General features: G+C 70.5%; 7 protein-coding genes. All 7 read right to left on the minus strand.

The genetic code is table 11. From position 1 onward, the window contains the following. On the minus strand, positions 1-10,467 hold a 10,467-nt coding region (locus NBG84_RS17355), incomplete at its 3' end, for a type I polyketide synthase (RefSeq protein ID WP_250920383.1). A 186-nt stretch (positions 10,468-10,653) separates the two neighbouring features. Next, on the minus strand, positions 10,654-11,070 hold the full coding sequence (locus tag NBG84_RS17360; RefSeq protein WP_250920384.1) for a hypothetical protein: 417 nt from the start codon (positions 11,068-11,070) through the stop codon (positions 10,654-10,656). Positions 11,071-11,121: 51 nt separating this feature from the next. Further along, positions 11,122-11,856 (minus strand): thioesterase II family protein, encoded by a 735-nt coding sequence (locus tag NBG84_RS17365; protein ID WP_250920385.1) that lies wholly within the window; start codon positions 11,854-11,856, stop codon positions 11,122-11,124. Beyond that, on the minus strand, positions 11,853-13,103 hold the full coding sequence (locus NBG84_RS17370) for a cytochrome P450 (protein WP_250920386.1): 1,251 nt from the start codon (positions 13,101-13,103) through the stop codon (positions 11,853-11,855). The genes NBG84_RS17365 and NBG84_RS17370 overlap by 4 nt, the downstream gene beginning before the upstream one ends. Positions 13,104-13,283: 180 nt before the next feature. Further along, positions 13,284-14,531, minus strand: a complete 1,248-nt coding sequence (locus NBG84_RS17375) for a cytochrome P450 family protein (RefSeq protein ID WP_250920387.1) — start codon at positions 14,529-14,531, stop codon at positions 13,284-13,286. Between the two features lie 84 nt (positions 14,532-14,615). After that, complete coding sequence (locus NBG84_RS17380) at positions 14,616-18,506, minus strand: non-ribosomal peptide synthetase (RefSeq protein ID WP_250920388.1); 3,891 nt, start codon at positions 18,504-18,506, stop codon at positions 14,616-14,618. Positions 18,507-18,510: 4 nt separating this feature from the next. Next, a partial coding sequence (locus NBG84_RS17385; protein WP_250920389.1) for a phosphopantetheine-binding protein occupies positions 18,511-18,719 on the minus strand: 209 nt, incomplete at its 5' end.

Consider the following 18,719-nt stretch of genomic DNA (forward strand, 5'->3'; position numbering starts at 1 on the left):
CCACAACCGCGCCAGGGAGACCATCATCGCCCACAAAGCAGGCTGGACCACATCCACCCGATCCAGGCCGGGGGCACCGGGCACCTGGGTGAGGACATCGATCAGATCCCAGCCGGTGAACGGCTCCAACGCCCCCGCACAAGCGGTGACATGTTCCGCGAACACCGGCGAGGAACGCATCAACTCCACGCCCATCCCCAGCCACTGCGACCCCTGCCCAGGAAAGACCAACACCGTCCTACCCAGCCCAGCCGCCGCCGTGCCGGTCACCACCCGGGCAGAGGGCTCACCAGCCGCCAACGCCGCCAACCCACCCCGGAAGTCTTCCGGCTCCCGGCCGATCACCACCGCCCGATGATCAAACACCGAACGACCCGCCACCAACGCATGACCCACCACACTGGGCGACACATCAGGGAAACGGTCAAGATGATCCAGCAGCCGCCGCGCCTGCTCCCCCAACGCGGCCTGCGACTTCGCCGACACCAACCACGGCACCGTCCCATCCGTCACCACCACAGGCCCCGGCACATCCCCGTCCGTGCCGTTCTCGACCACCGGACCCTGCTCCACAATCACATGCGCATTCGTGCCACTGAAGCCGAAGGAAGACACGCCCGCCCGACGGGGGCGGCCGGACTCTGGCCACGGGGTCGCCTCCCGCACCGGCACCACCGCGCCCGCCGTCCAGTCCACGTGCGAGGACGGCTCATCGATGTGGAGGGACTCGGGGACCAGGCCGTGCCGCATGGCCTCGACCATCTTGATCACACCGGCGACACCTGCGGCGGCCTGCGTATGGCCGATGTTCGACTTCACCGAGCCGATCAGGAGCGGGCGGTCCTCCGGACGGTCCTGGCCGTAGGTCGCAAGGACTGCCTGGGCCTCGATCGGGTCGCCCAACGTGGTCCCGGTGCCGTGCGCCTCCACCACGTCCACATCCGCGGTAGACAAGCCCGCGTTGGCCAGCGCCTGGCGGATCACCCGCTGCTGTGAAGGACCGCTCGGTGCCGTCAGTCCATTGCTCGCACCATCCTGGTTGATTGCCGAACCCCGCACCACGGCCAGCACCCGGTGGCCCTTGCGTTCGGCATCCGAGAGCCGCTCGACGAGCAGCATGCCGACACCCTCGCCCCAGCCGGTACCGTCCGCGGCGTCCGAGAACGCCTTGCACCGGCCGTCACGCGCAAGGCCCCGCTGCCGTGAGAAGTCGATGAAGGTGTCCGGTGTGGCCATCACGGTCACACCGCCGGCCAACGCCAGGTCGCACTCCCCGGACCGTAGCGCCTGCACCGCCCAGTGCAACGCCACCAGCGACGACGAGCACGCCGTGTCCACCGTCACCGCTGGGCCCTCAAGGCCGAGTGTGTAGGACACGCGTCCCGAGGCCACGCCGCCGGAGCTGCCCGTGCTGAGATAGCCCTCGCCGCCCCTGGAGGCGGCGGCGCCCTGCTGCCCGTAGTCGTGGTAGATGAGCCCGGCGAACACTCCGGTGCGGCTGCCGCGGAGCCCCGCGGGATCGATTCCGGCGTCCTCGAATGCCTCCCACGACGCCTCAAGGAGGAGGCGTTGCTGCGGATCCATCGCCACCGCCTCACGCGGCGAAATCCCGAAGAACCCGGCGTCGAACCCCGCCGCGTCATACAGGAACCCGCCCTCGCGCGCGTAGCTCTTGCCGACCGCATCGGGGTCGGGGTCGTACAGGTCCAGCTCCCAGCCCCGGTCGGTCGGGAACCCGGCGATGGCGTCGCCACCGCGTTCGACCAGTCCCCAGAGTTCGTCGGGCGAATCGATGCCGCCGGAGAACCGGCAGCTCATGCCCACGATGACGATCGGGTCGTCGGGCAGGGCGGTGAGCTGTGGCAGCGTGCCGTCCGCCGCCGCTGGCCCGCCCACCGGCTCGCCCACCAGTTGCGAGCGCAGGAACTCGGCGAGCTCCGCCGGGGTGGGATAGTCGAAGATCAGGGTTGCGGGCAGGCGGAGCCCGGTCGCGCCGGTCAGCCGGTTGCGCAGTTCCAGGGCGGTCAAGGAGTCGAAGCCCGACTCGCGGAAGGAACGTCCCAGGTCCACGCCGTTGGCGCTGGAGTGTCCCAGGACGGCGGTGACGTTCGTACGGACCAGGTCCAGGATCTCGGCAGCCGCCTGCCTGGCGGGCAGTGCTGCCAGTCGAGCGGCCAGGTCCTCGCGGGCGCCGCCGCCTCCGCTCACCGCCTGTCCCGCGCGTCGGCGGGCCGGAGACCGGACCAGGCGCCGCAGCAGCGGCCGTACGGTGCCGTCGCCGGCCCGCAGTCGGGCGGTGTCCAGGTGCAGGGGCAGGAGGAGCGCCTCGCCGGGCGCGTCTGCGGCGTCGAACAGCGTCAGGCCGTGCTCGGTCGACAGCGGGACCACGCCGTCTCGCGCCATGCGCGCGCGGTCGGCGACGTCCAAGCCGGCCGTCATGGTGCTGGTCTGCGCCCACAGCCCCCACGCCAGCGAGGTGGCGGGCAGGCCGAGGCCGCGCCGATGGGCTGCCAGCGCGTCCAGGAAGGTGTTCGCGGCCGCGTAGTTCGCCTGCCCGGCGGTGCCGAAGGTCCCCGAGACCGACGAGAACAGCACGAACATCGACAGGTCGAGGTCACGGGTCAGGTGGTGGAGATGCCACGCCGCGTCGACCTTCGGCCGCATCACGGCGTCCATACGGTCAGCCGACAGGGAACCGAGCACCCCGTCGTCCACCACACCGGCGGTGTGCACCACACCGGTCAGCGGGCGGTCCCGCTCGATCGATGCGATCACCGCGGTGAGGGCCCGCCGGTCGGCGACGTCGCAGGCCTCGACGCGCACCGTGGCGCCGAGGCCCTCCAGTTCGGCGACCAGTTCGGCGATGCCGGGCGCCCGGTCACCGCGGCGGCTCAGCAGCAGCAGGTGACGGACACCGCGCTCGGCGACGAGGTGCCGGGCCACGAGTCCGCCCAGCGTGCCCGAGCCGGTCACCAGAACGGTGCCCTCCGGGTCCAGGGGCGGCGGCACGGAGAGGACGACCTTGCCGACGTTGCGCGCCTGGTTCAGGTACCGGAGCGCGTCCGGAGCGCGCCGTACGTCCCAGGTGACGAACGGCAGCGGAGGCAGCGTGCCGCGTTCGAAGAGCTCGCCCAGGGCCCGGAGCATCTCCTGGAGTCGGTCAGGGCCGGCGTCCATCACGTCGAACGCCCGGTAGCGCACGCCCGGGTGGTCGGTGGCGACCTGTTCCGCGTCCCGGATGTCGGTCTTGCCCATCTCCACGAAGCGCCCGCCGCGCGGCAGCAGCCGCAGCGAGGCGTCCACGAACTCCCGCGCCAGCGAATCGAGGACCACGTCGACGCCGCGGCCTCCGGTGGCCGTCATGAACGCGTCCTCGAAGTCCAGCGTCCGGGAGGAGGCGATGTGCGCGTCGTCAAGGCCCGAGGACCGCAGCGCGTCCCACTTGCCCTGGCTCGCCGTTCCGTACACCTCGGCGCCCAGGTGGCGGGCCAGCTGGGTGGCCGCGATCCCGACGCCGCCGGCGGCCGCGTGGATCACGATCGACTCACCGGCCCGCAGGCCGGCCAGATCGACCAGTGCGTGGTACGCCGTCAGGTACACCACCGGTGCGGTGGCGGCCTCGGCGAACGACCATCCGGAAGGCATCCGTGTCATCAGCCGCCGGTCGGCGACGGCTACGGGCCCGTAGGACCCGGCGAACAACCCCATCACCCGGTCGCCGGGGGCAAGGTCGGTCACGCCCGGCCCCGCCTCCAGGACGACGCCCGCGCCCTCCAGGCCGAGGAGTCCCGCCTCACCCGGATACATCCCGAGGACGTTCAGCGCGTCCCGGAAGTTCATGCCCGCGGCACGGATCCCGACCCGGACCTCGCCCTGGCCGAGCGGGCCGGACACGTCCGAGCGCTCGATGAGGCGCAGGGTGTCGAGTGTTCCCCTCTCCGTGATGTCGAGGCGCCAGGCGGACGCCCCCGGCGGGACCTCAAGGGTCCCGGACGCCATCGCGCGCGCGAGGTGGGGCACGAGCAACTCGCCGTTGCGGACCGCGAACTCGCCCCGCTTCGCGCCGGCCAGGACCAGCGGACCGGATCCGGGGATCTCGTCGACGTCGGCCAGCACGAAGCGGCCGGGGTTCTCCGATCGCGCGACCCTCAGCAGGCCCCACAGCGGCGCGCCCGTCAGATCGAGGGGGCCCGCCGGGCCACCGGCCGCGACGGCCCGCCGGGTGAGCACGACGAGGCGCACGTCCGTGAACCTCTGGTCGTCGAGCCACTTCTGGAGCAGGTCCAAGGCCCGGTGCGCGGTCCGTCGCGCCGCGTCTCCGGCCTCCTCGTCGCCGTCGCCGACCTGTTCGGGCAGGCAGGCCACAAGGACGGTGTCCGGCACGGTCGCGCCCGCGTCGATCGCCGCGCCGAGGGTCTCCAGGTCCTGATACGTCTCAACCGGCTCGTCGAAGCCGAACCCGGGGTCGGCGCCGAGGACGGCCCAGATGCCCGGCTCCGGCGCTTCGGCCGTGACCGGTGTCCAGGAGAGGCGGAACAGCGAGTCGCGGATCGCCGCGGACGCCCGGTCCGGCCGGTCGAGGGACGACTCGCGCAGGGTCAGGCCGTTCACCGTCGCCACGGGAGCGCCGGTGCCGTCGGCCACGTCGAGGGTGACGGTGTCGGTACCGGCCGCGGTCAGTCTTACGCGCAGGGTGGTGGCGTCCCTCGCGAGCAGGGAGATCCCGCGCCAGGAGAAGGGCAGTAGCGGACCGTCGCTCCGGGCCACGAGGTCACCGAGCCAGATCGCGTGCAACGCGGCGTCAAGCAGGGCCGGGTGCAGCCCAAAGTCGCCGCCCTGGGCCTCCTCGGGCAACTCGACCTCGGCGAACACCTCCCCGTCGCGCCGCCATGCCGCCCGCAGCCCCCGGAACGCCGGTCCGTACTCCACACCGGCCAACGCGAGATCCGCGTACGCCCCGTCCACCGCCACGGGTTCGGCGCCCACCGGCGGCCAGTGCCTCAGCTCGCCCGTCCGGCCCTCAGCTGCCTCGGCGGACTCGGCAGCCACCAAGGCTTCGGGTGCCAGCGTGCCCGTGGCGTGACGGATCCAGGGGTCCCCCGCGGAGGAGCCCTCGGTCTGCGAGTGGACGCTCACCTCCCGGCGGCCCGACGCATCGGGCTCACCGACCGCTACCTGGATCTGTACGCCGTCCCGCTCGGGCACCACCAACGGCGTCTGCAGCACCAGTTCCTCCACCGCGCCGGCGCCCACCTCGTCACCGGCGCGCACCACGAGCTCGACGAAGGCGGTCCCCGGCAGCACCGCCGCGCCCCCGACCCGGTGGTCGCCCAGCCAGGGATGCGACCGCAGCGACAGGCGACCCGTCAGCAGCGCCTCGTCGGAACCGGCGAGCGTGACCGCGGCTCCCAGCAGACCGTGCTCGGCGGAGCTCTGCCCCAGTCCGGTCGCGTCCGTGGTGGTCGGGGTGTCCAGCCAGTACCGCCGACGCTGGAAGGCATAGGTGGGCAGGTCGACCCGCTGCGCCTCCCAGCCGGCCAGGTAGGTCCGCCAGTCGACCGGAACACCGCGCACATGCAGCCGTCCAAGCCCGGTGACAAGGGCCCGGGCCTCGTCCTGGTCCCGGCGCAGCAGCGCCACAAAGGTCACATCCGTGCCCGGGTCCTCCTCCACGCTGCCGGCGGCCATCGCCGTCAGCACCCCGCGCGGCCCGACCTCGGCGAACGTTCGCGCCCCTGCGGCGCGCAGCGCCCCTACGGCGTCGGCGAACCGCACTGTCTCCCGCACATGGCGCACCCAGTGGGCGGGGTCGGTGAGCTCCCCCGCTGCCACGGCCCGGCCGGTCAGCGCCGACACCAGCGGAATCCGCGGCTCGGCGAACGTCAAGCCCTCGACGACCGACGCGAACTCGGCCAGCATCGGCTCCATCAGCTCCGAGTGGAAGGCGTGGCTGACCCGTAGCCGTCGGGTCCGCACCCCGCGTGCTTCCAGCTCGGCCGCCAGCACCGCAACGGCGGGTTCCGCGCCGGAGACCACCACCTGGGTGGGGCCGTTGACGGCCGCGACGTCAAGGCCCGCGCTCAGCAGCGGCCGCACGTCGGCCTCGGCTGTCTCGACCGCGAGCATCGCGCCGCCCGGGGGCAGGGCCTGCATCAACCGGGCGCGGGCGGCGACCAGGGTGCAGGCGTCGCGCAGGGAGAACACCCCGGCGACGTGTGCGGCGGCGATCTCGCCCACCGAATGGCCGGCCAGCAGGTCCCCGTCGATCCCGAAGTGGGACAGCAGTCGATGGAGCGCCACTTCGAAGGCGAACAGCGCGGGTTGCGTCATGCCCGTCTCGTCGAGCACGCCCTCGGGGTCGCTGAACATGGCCTCCCGGACCGGGTGCTCCAGGAGGGGGTCCAGGATCTGGCAGATCTCGTCCAGCGCCTCGGCGAACACCGGGAACCGCGCCGCGAGACCGGCGCCCATGCCGAGACGCTGGCTGCCCTGGCCCGCGAACAGCAAGGCCAGCTTCCCGCCCGAACCGCCGCCGGTGATCGCACCGGGTGCGGTGGCGCCGTCGGCCAGGGCCAGCAGGCCCGCGAGGAGTTCGTCCTGGTCGGCGCCGACGACCACGGCACGCTGTTCCAGCATGGCCCGGCCGCCCGCGAGCGCAGCGCCCACGGCGGCGATCGGCACCTCCCCCGTCGCCCACGACGCGAGCCGGGCGGCCTGGGCCCGCAGGGCCTGGGTGTCCTTCGCCGACACCACCCACGGCACCACCAGCGGCGTGTCCGGGGCCGCCTCGGCCTCGCCCCCGGCCTCGCGGTCGGCGGCCGGGGCCTGCTCGACGATCAGGTGTGCGTTGGTGCCGCTGATGCCGAAGGAGGAGATCCCGGCGCGGCGCGGGCGTCCGGTCTCCGGCCACGTCCGCGCCTGGGTCAGCAGTTCGACCGCGCCGGAGGCCCAGTCGACGTACGGCGAGGGGACATCGGCATGGAGGGTCCTGGGCAGCAGACCGTGCCGCAGGGCCATCACCATCTTGATCACACCGCCCACGCCCGCTGCGGCCTGGGTGTGGCCGATGTTGGACTTCAGCGAGCCCAGCCACAACGGCCGGTCCTGCGGACGGTCCTGGCCGTAGGTGGCAAGGAGCGCCTGCGCCTCGATCGGGTCGCCAAGGGTGGTCCCGGTTCCGTGCGCCTCCACCGCGTCGACCTCGTCGGCCTTGACGCGGGCGTTGGCCAGGGCCTGCCGGATCACGCTCTGCTGCGCAAGGCCGTTGGGGGCGCTCAGACCGTTGGACGCGCCGTCCTGGTTGACCGCCGAGCCACGCATGACCGCCAGCACCTGGTGGCCGTTGCGTTGTGCGTCCGACAGCCGCTCCAGCAGGAGGACGCCGACGCCCTCGCCCCAGCCCGTACCGTCCGCGGCCTCGGCGAAGGCCTTGCAGCGGCCGTCCGGCGAAAGCCCGCGCTGCCGGCTGAACTCCACGAACATGCCGGGGCTCGACATCACCGTCACGCCGCCCGCGACGGCTAGTTCGCAGTCGCCAGCGCGTAGCGCCTGCGCGGCCAGGTGCAGGGCTACCAGGGACGAGGAGCACGCGGTGTCCACGGTGACGGCGGGGCCGCGCAGACCGAGGGTGTAGGCGACGCGGCCGGAGAGCACGGAGATGAAGTTGCCGGTCAGCAGATATCCACCGGCCTTGTCGTCCGCCTCGTGCAGCCGCGGCCCGTAGTCCTGGGCGAGCGCGCCGAGGTAGACCCCGGTGTCACTGTCACGCAGCGTGGTCGGGTCGATCCCGGCCCGCTCCAGGGCCTCCCACACGGTCTCCAGGGTCAGGCGCTGCTGCGGGTCCATGGCAAGGGCCTCGCGCGGGCTGATGCCGAAGAACTCGGCGTCGAACTGGTCCGCGTCGTGCAGGAATCCACCCTGGCGAGTGTGCGAGCGGCCCGCATGCTCCGGGTCGTCGTCGAAGAGGGCGTCGAGGGGCCAGCTCCGGTTGACGGGGAACTCGGAGATGACGTCCTCCTCGTCCAGCACCAGCTGCCACAGCTCTTCCGGTGAGGCGACGTCGCCGGGGAAGCGGCAGGCCATGGAGACGATGGCGATGGGCTCGTCCGCGTCGCCGGCGCGGCGGGTGGCGAGCGCCGCCGTCGAGGTGACGGCGCCGGTCAGTCGCGCCGCGAGGTGCTGGGCGAGCCGCTCAGGAGTCGGGTGGTCGAAGAGGAGCGTCACCGGGATCCTCGAACCGGTGGCTTCGACCAGGCGGTTGCGCAGTTCCACCGCGCGCGCGGAGTCGAGACCTAGGTTCAGGAACGTCTGCGTGCCGTCGAGTTCGGCGTCCGCGTCAAGCCCCAGGACCAGAGCGGTCTCGACGCGAACCAGCTCCAGGAGGCTGTCCGTGACCTCCTCCGGTGTGCGCCCGCCCACCGTGTCCGGTGCTCCGTCGGCCGGAGCAGGACCCGGAGCCGGCGCCAGGTACGGGGGCAGTTCGATGAGCGAGGCGTCCGGGCCGAACGCTGGCCGCCAGTCCACTGCGGCACCGCTGGTGTGCAGCCGTGCGAGCGAGGCGAGGAATCGGTGTGTTCCGCGCTCGTCGCGGCGCAGTGTCTCCACCACGACCGCGTCGGACTCCATGTCGTCCAGGGTCTGCTGGAGCGCCATGGTGATGACCGGGTGCGGGCTGATCTCGACAAAGGCCTGGTGGTCGGCCTCAAGTGCGCGTATCGAGCGCTCGAACTGCACCGTGCTGCGCAGGTTGGAGTACCAGTAGGCGGCGTCCAGAGCGGTGGTGTCGAGGAAGTCGCCCGTCACGGTCGAGTGGAAGGGCACGGTCGCCGCACGGGGCTCGATCGGCGCGAGCCCGGTGAGCATCTCCTCGCGCAGCGCCTCGATGTGTGAGGAGTGGGCCGCGAGGTCCACGGGGATCCGCTTGGCCGACACGCCCTCGGCGGGGAGCTCTTCGAGGAGCCGGTCGATGACGTCGCGGTCGCCGGAGAGGATCACCGACCGCGGTCCGTTGACCGCGGCGACGCCGACCCGGTCGCCCCATTCGGCGAGTCTCGGCTCCAGGGACGCGAGCGGCGCCGACACGGATATCATCCCGCCCGCGCCCGCGAGCCTGGCCTGGGCTTTGCTCCACAGGGAGACCACCCGTGCCCCGTCCTCCAGGGACAGGGCTCCGGCGACGACGGCGGCGGCGATCTCGCCGTTGCTGTGCCCGAGCACGGCCGCGGGCCGCACCCCGAAGGACTTCCACAGCTCGGCGAGGGCCACCATCACCGCGAACAGGGCCGGTTGGACGACGTCGTCGCGGTCGAGGGACTCGGCGCCGGGCGCCCCGCGCAGGACGTCCTCCAGGGACCAGTCGATGTGAGGGGCGAGTGCCCGGGCGCTCTCGTCTATGGCGTGGCGGAACACGTCGGAGTCGTCAAGGAGCCCGGCCGCCATGCCGATCCACTGGGACCCCTGGCCTGGGAAGACGAAGACGGCCCGGTTCCGCGCCACGGCGCTGCCGCTGATCCGGGTGGCGCTCCGGTCGCCGCGCGCGAGTGCGGCCAGTTCGTCGGTGAGCCGCTGGTCGTCGTCGGCCCACAGGACGTTTCGCTGCCGCACGGCGGAGGGTTCGGAGGCAGTGTGCGATGCCGCGAGGGACCGGGCGAGGTCGCGCGGCGCTGGCCGGTTCTCCTCGTGCCGCGCGAGCAGATGTCGCGCCCGTGTTCTGACGTCGTCCTGGGTCGCCCCGGAGACGATCAGGGGGAGCGTGGCGCTGCGGAAGCCCGGACGAACGGTGGCGAAGTCCTCTTCCGCGGGGGCTGTGACGGTGATGCGGCACCCCGCTCCACTCGTGCTCGACGAGGACCGCCCGTGCTCAAGGGAAAGCACGGCTTCGAGCAGTCCCGCCATGCCGGAGGCCGGGGCCGGGCCGGGTAACGCGCCCTCTGGTCCGTCCACCGAGTCGGCTTCGTCGGCGTGGAGCACCGCATGCACGCGGTCGCCGTCGGCCCGCGCCCGGGTGAGCGTCTTGAGCACCAGCATGACGCCGACGTTGCTCTCGGGGCCGTCGACCCCGCACGCGAGCGCCACGTCGGTCCGGCCGGCGCGCAGGCTCCGTGCGGCCAGGAGCACGGCCCGCAGCGCGGACGCGGCGCCGGTGATGACGGTCGGTGTGAGTCCGCGCAGGCCGACGTCATGGCCCTCGTCCGGCGCGCCGAGGAACAGTTCCTCCCCACTGCCCCGGAGGTCCTTCGGCGCGATGCCCGCGGCCGTCAGTGCCTTGCGGGCCAAAGACAGGAGCAGCCGCCGGTCGTCGGCGGAGGCTGCGGAGGCGTCGCGCTTCGGCGCGGCCGTCCGCCCCTGGGTGAGCAGTTTCCAGTAGGCCTCGGGGGTATGGGCTCCGAGGAGGCTGCAGGACATCCCGACGACGGCTGCGGGTTCCCCGGTAAGCCCTGCATCGCTGCGGGTTTCGTCAACAGACATGCCATTCCTCTACTCACTGATGGTCAAGAAGGGGGCGAGCCGGCGCTGAGCGAGATCCTGGACTTCCCGGGTGCTCGCCCCCGGTGGGCCTACCGGGGGCGGGGGCCGCGCGGTGTGTTGCGGCTCGGACGATCCGCCGGGGTGGCGGGCGAGCCGGTTGCGGTGAGGCCGTTGTGTGCGGCGGCCTCACCGGGATCGAGGACGACGACCGCTGGGACTCCCGCCCCGTCGTCGATGGAGCGACTCGTCGAGACACGTGTGGGGACGCGCCGTCACTCCGCCCGCCCGCACGACATGGTGCAGTTCGCCGCTGTCCGGGCCTACCACGGCCCAGGGCGGTGTCGGAACGGCGGCGTCGATCGTCCGACCGGTCGGGGGCGGGACGAACGGCGCGGCCGCGTCGCTCCGTTGCCCGGCAGCCGATGACAGCGCGCGCAGGGTCTGCTTGTCGACGCCGGGCAGCGGCGCACCGATCCCGTCGGGAGGCTTCCTGACGATCGGCTTCCCGTCGAGCAGCAAGTGCCAGAGCTCCCCCAGATGGTGCGTGTCGGGGAAGCTGCACGACATCCCGATGGCGGCGGCATCGGTGGCTGCGCCGCTCATATGATCCCTTCCGGTTCCCTCGGCGTATCGCTCTTTCGGACCGCACCGCTCTCACCGCCAAGAGGTCAACTGCTTCAGCAGTTCGCGCCCGTTCATGAAGTCGTGTTTGCCACCGTCGACAACGTGGATGTCGACCGAATCCGCGTACTGGCGCCACCCCTGGAGCTGGTCGAGGCTCACGTCGGGGTCGTCCCGCCAGTGCAGCACGATGATGGGGCAGTGCACCGTGACCGGCTCCACCCGCCGGTACTCACGCGCGGCAGCGAGATCACGGAGCAGCACGACCATGCCCAGGTCGATCATGTCCGGCCGCGGCTCGATCCCCCGGCCGCGGACGACTGACTCCAACTCGGCTCGCAGCTCGGACTCGGTCATGGTGAGCATCCGGTCGTGCGAGGCCTCGTGCGGTGCCGGCTGGCCCGACACGAAGAGGCACTCCGGCCCGGGCAGTCCCCGTTCGGCGAGCCGGATCACCGTCTCGTAGGCGGGCAGGGCACCCGCGCAGTGGCCGAAGAACGCGAACGGCGAGTCGAGCAGCGGACCCAGGGAGTCGACCAGGCCAGCGGCGAGATTCTGGTAGGTGCCGTAGTGGGGGTGGGCCAACCGGTTCTCACGGCCGGGGAACTGTACGGGGCACACCTCGACGTCGTCGATCGTGTCCGGCCATGCGCTGAAGGCCGAAGCCCCGGACCCGGAGTAGGGGAAGCAGAAGATCCGCGCGGCGTGGTCAGCCGACTGCGGCCGGACGAACCACGGCGACGTGACGGTGCTGGAGCCTGACGTCATGGCGTCCTTCGCTTCTCGACGACGATGGGCAGGTGGGTCATCCCGGCGATGAAGTACGACCGCAGATGCTGTGATTCGCCGTCGAGGTGGATCGAGGCGAACCGCTGGAGCAGTTCCTCGAAGAAGATGCGCAGGGTCATCCGGGCCAGCGGTCCTCCGATGCAGTAGTGCGGACCGAAGCCGAAGGCGAGGTGGCGGTTGGCGCCGCTCCGCATGACGTCGAACGTGTGCGGGTCGGTGAACTGGGACTCGTCCCTGTTGGCCGACCCGATCCACGCGACGACCGCTCCACCGGCCGGGACCGTGCCCCCGCCGATCCGGGTCTCGCTCACCGCGTACCGCATGAAGTTGCACGCGGCCGATGTCCAGCGCAGCCCTTCCTCGACCAGGTTCGGGACCAGCGACGGGTCGGCCTGCGCCTTCGCGAACTGCTCGGGCCGCTCGATGAGCGCGAGCACCGTGCCGGAGACGGTGTGCGGCGTCGTCACATTGGCGCCCAGAAGCAGGCTGTAGCCGTCGAGGGCGATCTCCTCGTCGGTCAGCGGCATGTCCCCCGCGCGGACGCTCATGAGGTGGTCGAGCAGGCTCCCGTCCTCCCTGCCGGCCGACCGCCGCCGTTTGACCCACTCGGCGACATAGGTGACGAGTTCGTGATGGGAGATGGCGAGCGTCGCGGCTTCGCTGCCGTGCTGGAAGTGGGGGTCCGAGGGGGCGGTCACCATCGCGGTCAATTGCACGAGTTCGTCCCAGTCCCGCTCCGGGATCCCCAGCAGCGGGCCGGCGACGATCATCGGGAGGCGGTGCGCCCGCTCGGCCAGGTCGAAGGTGCCACCGTCGAGCGCCGGCTCAAGGAAGCGCACGATCGCCCGCCGGATCCGGTCCTGCCAGGACGCCACCGCCCTGGCGGTGAGCTTGGCACCGATCGCCCTGCGGACCTGGGTGTGGCGTGGCGGGTCAGTGGACGTCAGCAGCTTGCCCGCAGCGACATCGTCGACCCCGAGATGGGTGACCACCGTGCCGCGCTCCGAGCTGAACGTCTGGTAGTCGCCGAGCACGCGGCAGACGTCGTCGTAACGAGTCACCGACCAGAACTCCCGGCCGTCCGGCAGGACCTGGTGGTGCAGGGGCGCCTTCGCCCGCATCACGTCCCAGATCGGGTGCGGATCGCCCGAGGTGTAGAGGTCCAGGTCGAACAGGTCGACGCGGCCGAGGTCGATATCGCTCCCGGCACCCGGCGTCAACCTCACGTCCCTGCCCTCCCCTGCTCGATCAGCGAATTGCCGCCAAGCGCGAAGAAGTCATCACTTCGCCGAAGCGGAATGCCCGCCCAGACCATTACCCTCCCCCATTCGCCGGACCATTACCGCCACCACGGCCGCAAAAACCCTTCCGCTGTCCCGCCGACAGGACAGCAATGCGCCGGGTCCTTACAAGCGCACTGGAAATCTGGAGAACATCCTGGGGCCGCCGGCGATGAGTTGGCGATACCTCAACTTACTGCGCGGCACCGTGATTTCCAGACTGTCACGCTGGATCAACAGGTGATCGAGGGCTATTTCGCCTTCGAGATTGGCCAGCGCCGCGCCAAAGCAGCGGTGCGGGCCCGTACCGAAAGCGAGGTGTCCCTCCCCGGACTTCACCACGCGTTCCAGATTGCACCGTTCGGGCTCGGGGAAGACGCGCGGGTCGTAATTGGCGGACAGCAGGGAGCCTGTCAAAGCGTCGCCCTTGCGGATCGAGACCCCGGCGAACTCCATGTCCTCGGTCGCGTAACGCGGTCCGGCGGTGGGGAGGATGGTCGTCAGCCGCATCAGCTCTTCCACGGCGTGCGGCAGCGCTTCCGGCCTGCCGCGTAGCAGGGCCAGCTGATCCGGGTCGTCGAGCAGTGTGAGAACCGCGTTGGGGATGAAGTGTGCCGTGGAGTGGTACCCGGCGTTCACCAGGACGGCCACCATCCCGAACATCTCGGCTTCGGTGAGCCGGTCGCCGTCCTCGTCCATCGTCTGCACCAGGGTGGAGATCAGGTCTTCCGCGGGCTCGGCCCGGCGTCGCTCGATGAGCGTCTTGAGGTACTCGAACATCGCCAGGGCACTCCTGGTGAAGTCGCCATCATTGGCGTACTCGTCCATCCACTCCCGTAGCTGCGGCTGGTCGGCCTCCTCAATGCCGATGAGTTCACAGATGACGGCAGCGGTCAACGGTGTGGAGTACTCCCTGAGGAGGTCACCGGATCCCTTCTCAGCCAGGGCTTCGACAAGGCGGGCAGAAGTCTCCTCGATCCGCGGCCGCAGTGCCTTGATGCGCCGCGGGGCGAACGCGGGCGCCGCGAGGCGGCGCAATCGAGCGTGGTTCTCGCCGTCCTGGACCTGCAGGTTGTCCTTGAAGGAGCCCAGGAGCTCCTCCGGTAGATCCAGGGACACCAGCAGTTGCTCCGCGATGCTGGGTCCCTGATGGCCTGGTACTTTGCCGATATCCGCCACGAACCGCGGGTCACTCAGCGCCGCCTTGATCTCTTCGCCTCGCGTGATCAGCCAGACCCGCGGCCCACCGGGAAACCCGACGCGGACGAGCGGGCCCATCTCCCGAAGGCGCGCGAGAACGCCGACCGGGTCGTCCTCGAATTCAGGGTCCAGCAGGCTGACGATCGGCTCACCATAATCCCCTTCTCCTGCCATGGCCGTCATCTCCTCAACCTCCTTGCCGAAAGTTCGGGGGAACGATTTCCCCGCACGCCTGGCCGCGCCTACTCATTCGCTCCGTCACCCCTCCGCCAGTTTGCGGGCAATGACCTTCATGATTTGGCCGGCGGGTTTGGGCATATGCAGGTCGTGGTGCGTGGCGTCCACGTCGAACGTCTCGATCGAACCGAGGACGTGCCGCTGCCAATAGGAGGCGTACGACGCCCAGTCCCTATCCGCGGTGGCGTGGAAATACAGCACATCGCCTCGGTAGACCGGCGACTCGAACGCGGCCATCATTCTGGTGTTGTTGGCCCCCACCCTCGACATGTTGTGCAGAAAGCGATCCATGTTCTCGGTGTTCATGAACCGGCCGAAGAGTTCCTCGACCTGCGCCCGGTACACCGCCGGCGTTATGTCGGCCACAGCCTTGAACCCGATCCCCGGATCGGAGATCGCCGGCATGGAGTCCAGGATCGCCACCAAGCCGACCTGGTGCCCGCGCCGGTCCAGCCCGTCGGCGATGGCGTGCGCGACCGGGCCACCGAAAGACCAGCCGACCAGGTGGTAGGGCCCTTCAGGCTGGACCTGGAGTATCTGGCCGAGGTAGTCCTCGATCATCTCCTCCACCGACCCCGCCAGCGGATCGGTTCCGGTGAAGCCGCGCGACTGCAGGGCATAGGACGGCCGGTCCTGCACATACGGCGCGAAGGTGAAGAACGGCCAGCCCAGCCCGCCCCCTCCGTGGAAGAACCACACCGGCGGCTTCTCCGTGGCGAGTTCCCTGTTCAACGGCAGCACCACCGCGAACGAATCGACATGATCGTCGGGGATGCCGCCGGCGAGCACCAGCGCGGCCAACTCGGCCACGGTGGGATACCGGACGATCGTCCTGACGGGCATGTCGATGCGGAACTGCTTGCGGATACGGGAACTGAGCCGGGTGGCCAGGAGCGAATGCCCGCCGAGCTCGAAGAAGTTGTCGTCGATGCCGACCTTCTCCAGACCGAGCAGCTCACAGAAGAAGGAACACAGCTCTTCTTCATGGGCGTTGCGCGGCTCCCTGCCGCTCACGGGGGTCGTGTACTCCGAGGGCAGCGCTTGCCGGTCCAGCTTGCCGCCCGCGGTCAACGGAAACTCCGAGAGCGGCACCACCGCAGCCGGCACCATGTAGTCCGGCAGACGCCCACGCAGGTACTCGGGCAGTTCGGCCAGCAGCGCACCGATCGAGGCGGAGCCGGCGGAAGCGTTCGTCCGGGTTCGCTCGTCCACCTGGACCTCGGTGTCAGCGACCGCGGTGCCCAGGTCAGGCACCACGTACGCGACCAGGCGCTTGTCGCCCCGGTCGTCCTCTCGTGTGATGACGGCGGCTTGTGCCACATCGGGGTGTTCGGTGAGTACGTTCTCGATTTCGCCGAGTTCGATGCGGAACCCGCGGAGTTTGATCTGGAAGTCGGTGCGGCCGATGTATTCGAGGTGGTTGTTCTTGTTCCGTCGCACGAGGTCGCCGGTGCGGTACATCCGTGTGCCGGGCTCGCCATAGGGGCTGGCGATGAACCGCTCAGCGGTCAGCGCGGCCTGTCCGAGGTAGCCTCGGGCGAGTCCGGTGCCGGCGAGGTACAGCTCACCGGTGACGCCGGGCGCGACCGGGCGCAGGGCCTGGTCCAGCACATACACCTGGGTGTTCCAGATCGGTGTGCCGATCGGCACCCGGTCAGCGCCCGGCACATGTCGGTATGCGGTGACCTCCACCGTCGCCTCGGTGGGGCCGTAGAGGTTGTGGGCGACGCAGCCGGGCAGTAGATCGGTGGCGCTGTTGGCCAGCGCCGCCGGGAACGGCTCGGCCACGACCTCGGCCCAGCGCAGGCTGGTGCACTTCTTGGCCTCGGGTTCGGCGAGGAACGTCTCCAGCTGGGAGGGCACGAAGACCGCGCTGGTCACCCGTTCCCGTTGGATCAACTCGGCCAGATAGGACGGATCCCTACGCCCGTCCGGGCGTGCGATGACGACCGCGGCGCCCATCTGCAACGGCGCGAACATCTCCGGAACCGACGCGTCGAAGCTCGCCGACGAGCTGAACAGCATCCGGTCCTCGCCACCGACGTCAAAGTGCGCCAGACCCCATTCCAGCCGGTTCATGATCGACCGGTGTGACACCTGCACACCCTTGGGGCCACCGGTGGAGCCGGAGGTGTAGATGACATAGGCGGCGTTGTCCGGTGACAACACCCGCTCCGGGTTGGTCTCCGGATACCCGGACACCTCCGGAAGGGTCTCGTCGAGTGTCAGCACGGGCTCGGCGCTGTCCAGGAGCTGGCGCACCCGGTCCTCGGGCAGTTCGGTGTCCACCGGCAGATAGGTCGCACCGGCCTTGACCACCGCGTAGATCGCCACCATCAGCTCAACCGAACGGGGGATACGCACCGCCACGATCCGCTCGGGACCCGCGCCCTGCTCGACCAGCCAGTGCGCCAACTGGTTGGCACGCCGGTTGAACTCCGCATAGGTCAGCGTCTCCCGCTCCCCGACCACAGCGATACGGTCCGGGCCACGCTCCACCTGCCCCTCGAAGGCGTCGGGCAGCGTGCTGGCGGCCACCGGGTGCGCTGTCTGGTTGACCTCCCGCAGCAGCCACTCGCGCTCCTGCCCCGAGAGCACCTCGATCGCGGCGACCGGCAGCTGCGGGTCGGCGGCCACCTGCTCCAACACCCGCACCAGCCGGGTAGCGATCGTCTCCGCCGTCTCCCGGTCGAACAGCTGGGTCGCGTACATCAGGTCGCCCCACAGCGCCCCCGAGTCATCCATGGCCATACTGAAGAACAGATCGAACATGGCAGTCGACACAACATGCTGCTCGAACTCCACGGTGAGTCCGGGCAGTTCGTAGTCCTGCCGCGCCCAGTTCTGCCAGGCGAACATCACCTGGAACAGCGGCTGGTACGCCGCGGAACGGTCAGGGTTGATCAGCTCGACCAGCGTCTCGAACGGCAGGTCCTGGTGTTCGTAGGCCGCCAGTGCCTTCTCCCGCACCCGCGCCAGCAGATCAGCGAACGACGGATCACCCGACAGATCCACCCGCAGCACCTGGGTGTTGACGAAGAACCCCACCAGATCGGCCAGCGCCTCATCGGTACGCCCGGCGATCGGGCTGCCGATCGTCACGTCCTCCCCGCCGCCCAGCTTGCCAAAGAGCACTCCAAGGCCGGCCTGCAGGAGCATCGCCATGGTCACACCGTGCTCGTCGGCCAACCGCTGCAGCCCGGCCGCCACCTGCGACCCCACCACGACCTCGACCTTGCCGCCCAGCGGACGCACTCTCTCGGCGGGCCGCGGGCGATCCAGCGGCAGACTCAGCGGCTGTGGCACCCCGGCCAGCTCCGCACGCCAGTACTCCGCCTGGGCCGCAGCCCGACTCCCCGGATCCGCCACATCCCCCAGCAGCTCACGCTGCCACACCGCGTAATCCTTGTACTGGACCGCCAACGGCTCCCACTCCGGCGCCCGCCCCTCCCGACGCGCCGCGTAGGCGGTACTCAGGTCCCTTACCAGAGGTGAGGCCGAGGAGCCGTCCGTGGCGATGTGGTGGATGACCAGGACCAGGACGTGTTCCTGGGGCGAGCAGCGAAACAGCGCCACCCGTAGGGGGATCTCGGTCGACAGGTCGAAGTGGTGCGCGATCACCTCCCCGACCGCACCCGACAGATCCGCTGCCGCCACTTCCACCACCGGCACCCGCACCAACGCCTCCGACATCGGCAGGATCTGCTGGTGCGGCTCACCATCCTCGTCCGTCACATACGTGGTGCGCAGGGTCTCGTGCCGGTCGACCACATCCCGGATCGCGGCGACAAGGGCCCCCTCGTCCAAAGGCCCGATCAACCGGAACGCCGGGGAGATGTTGTAACTCTCCGACCCGCCCTCCAGCTGGTGGGTCAGCCACATACGACGTTGCGCAAATGACAGTGGAATCACTGGGTCACTCCTCTACGGTCACCTTGCGGAGGCTTGGGCGAACGGGAACAGCCGACTCCTCCGACCAGGCGGCGAGCGCCAGCACCGTCGGCATGTCGAAGATCTTGCGGATGGGTATCTCGATCCCCAACTCGACCCGGACACGGCCGATCAGTCGGGTGGCGAGCAGGGAGTGCCCGCCGAGTGCGAAGAAGCCGTCGTCGATGCCGACCC

It is taken from the genome of Streptomyces albipurpureus (assembly GCF_023701525.1).
Classification (GTDB): domain Bacteria; phylum Actinomycetota; class Actinomycetes; order Streptomycetales; family Streptomycetaceae; genus Streptomyces; species Streptomyces albipurpureus.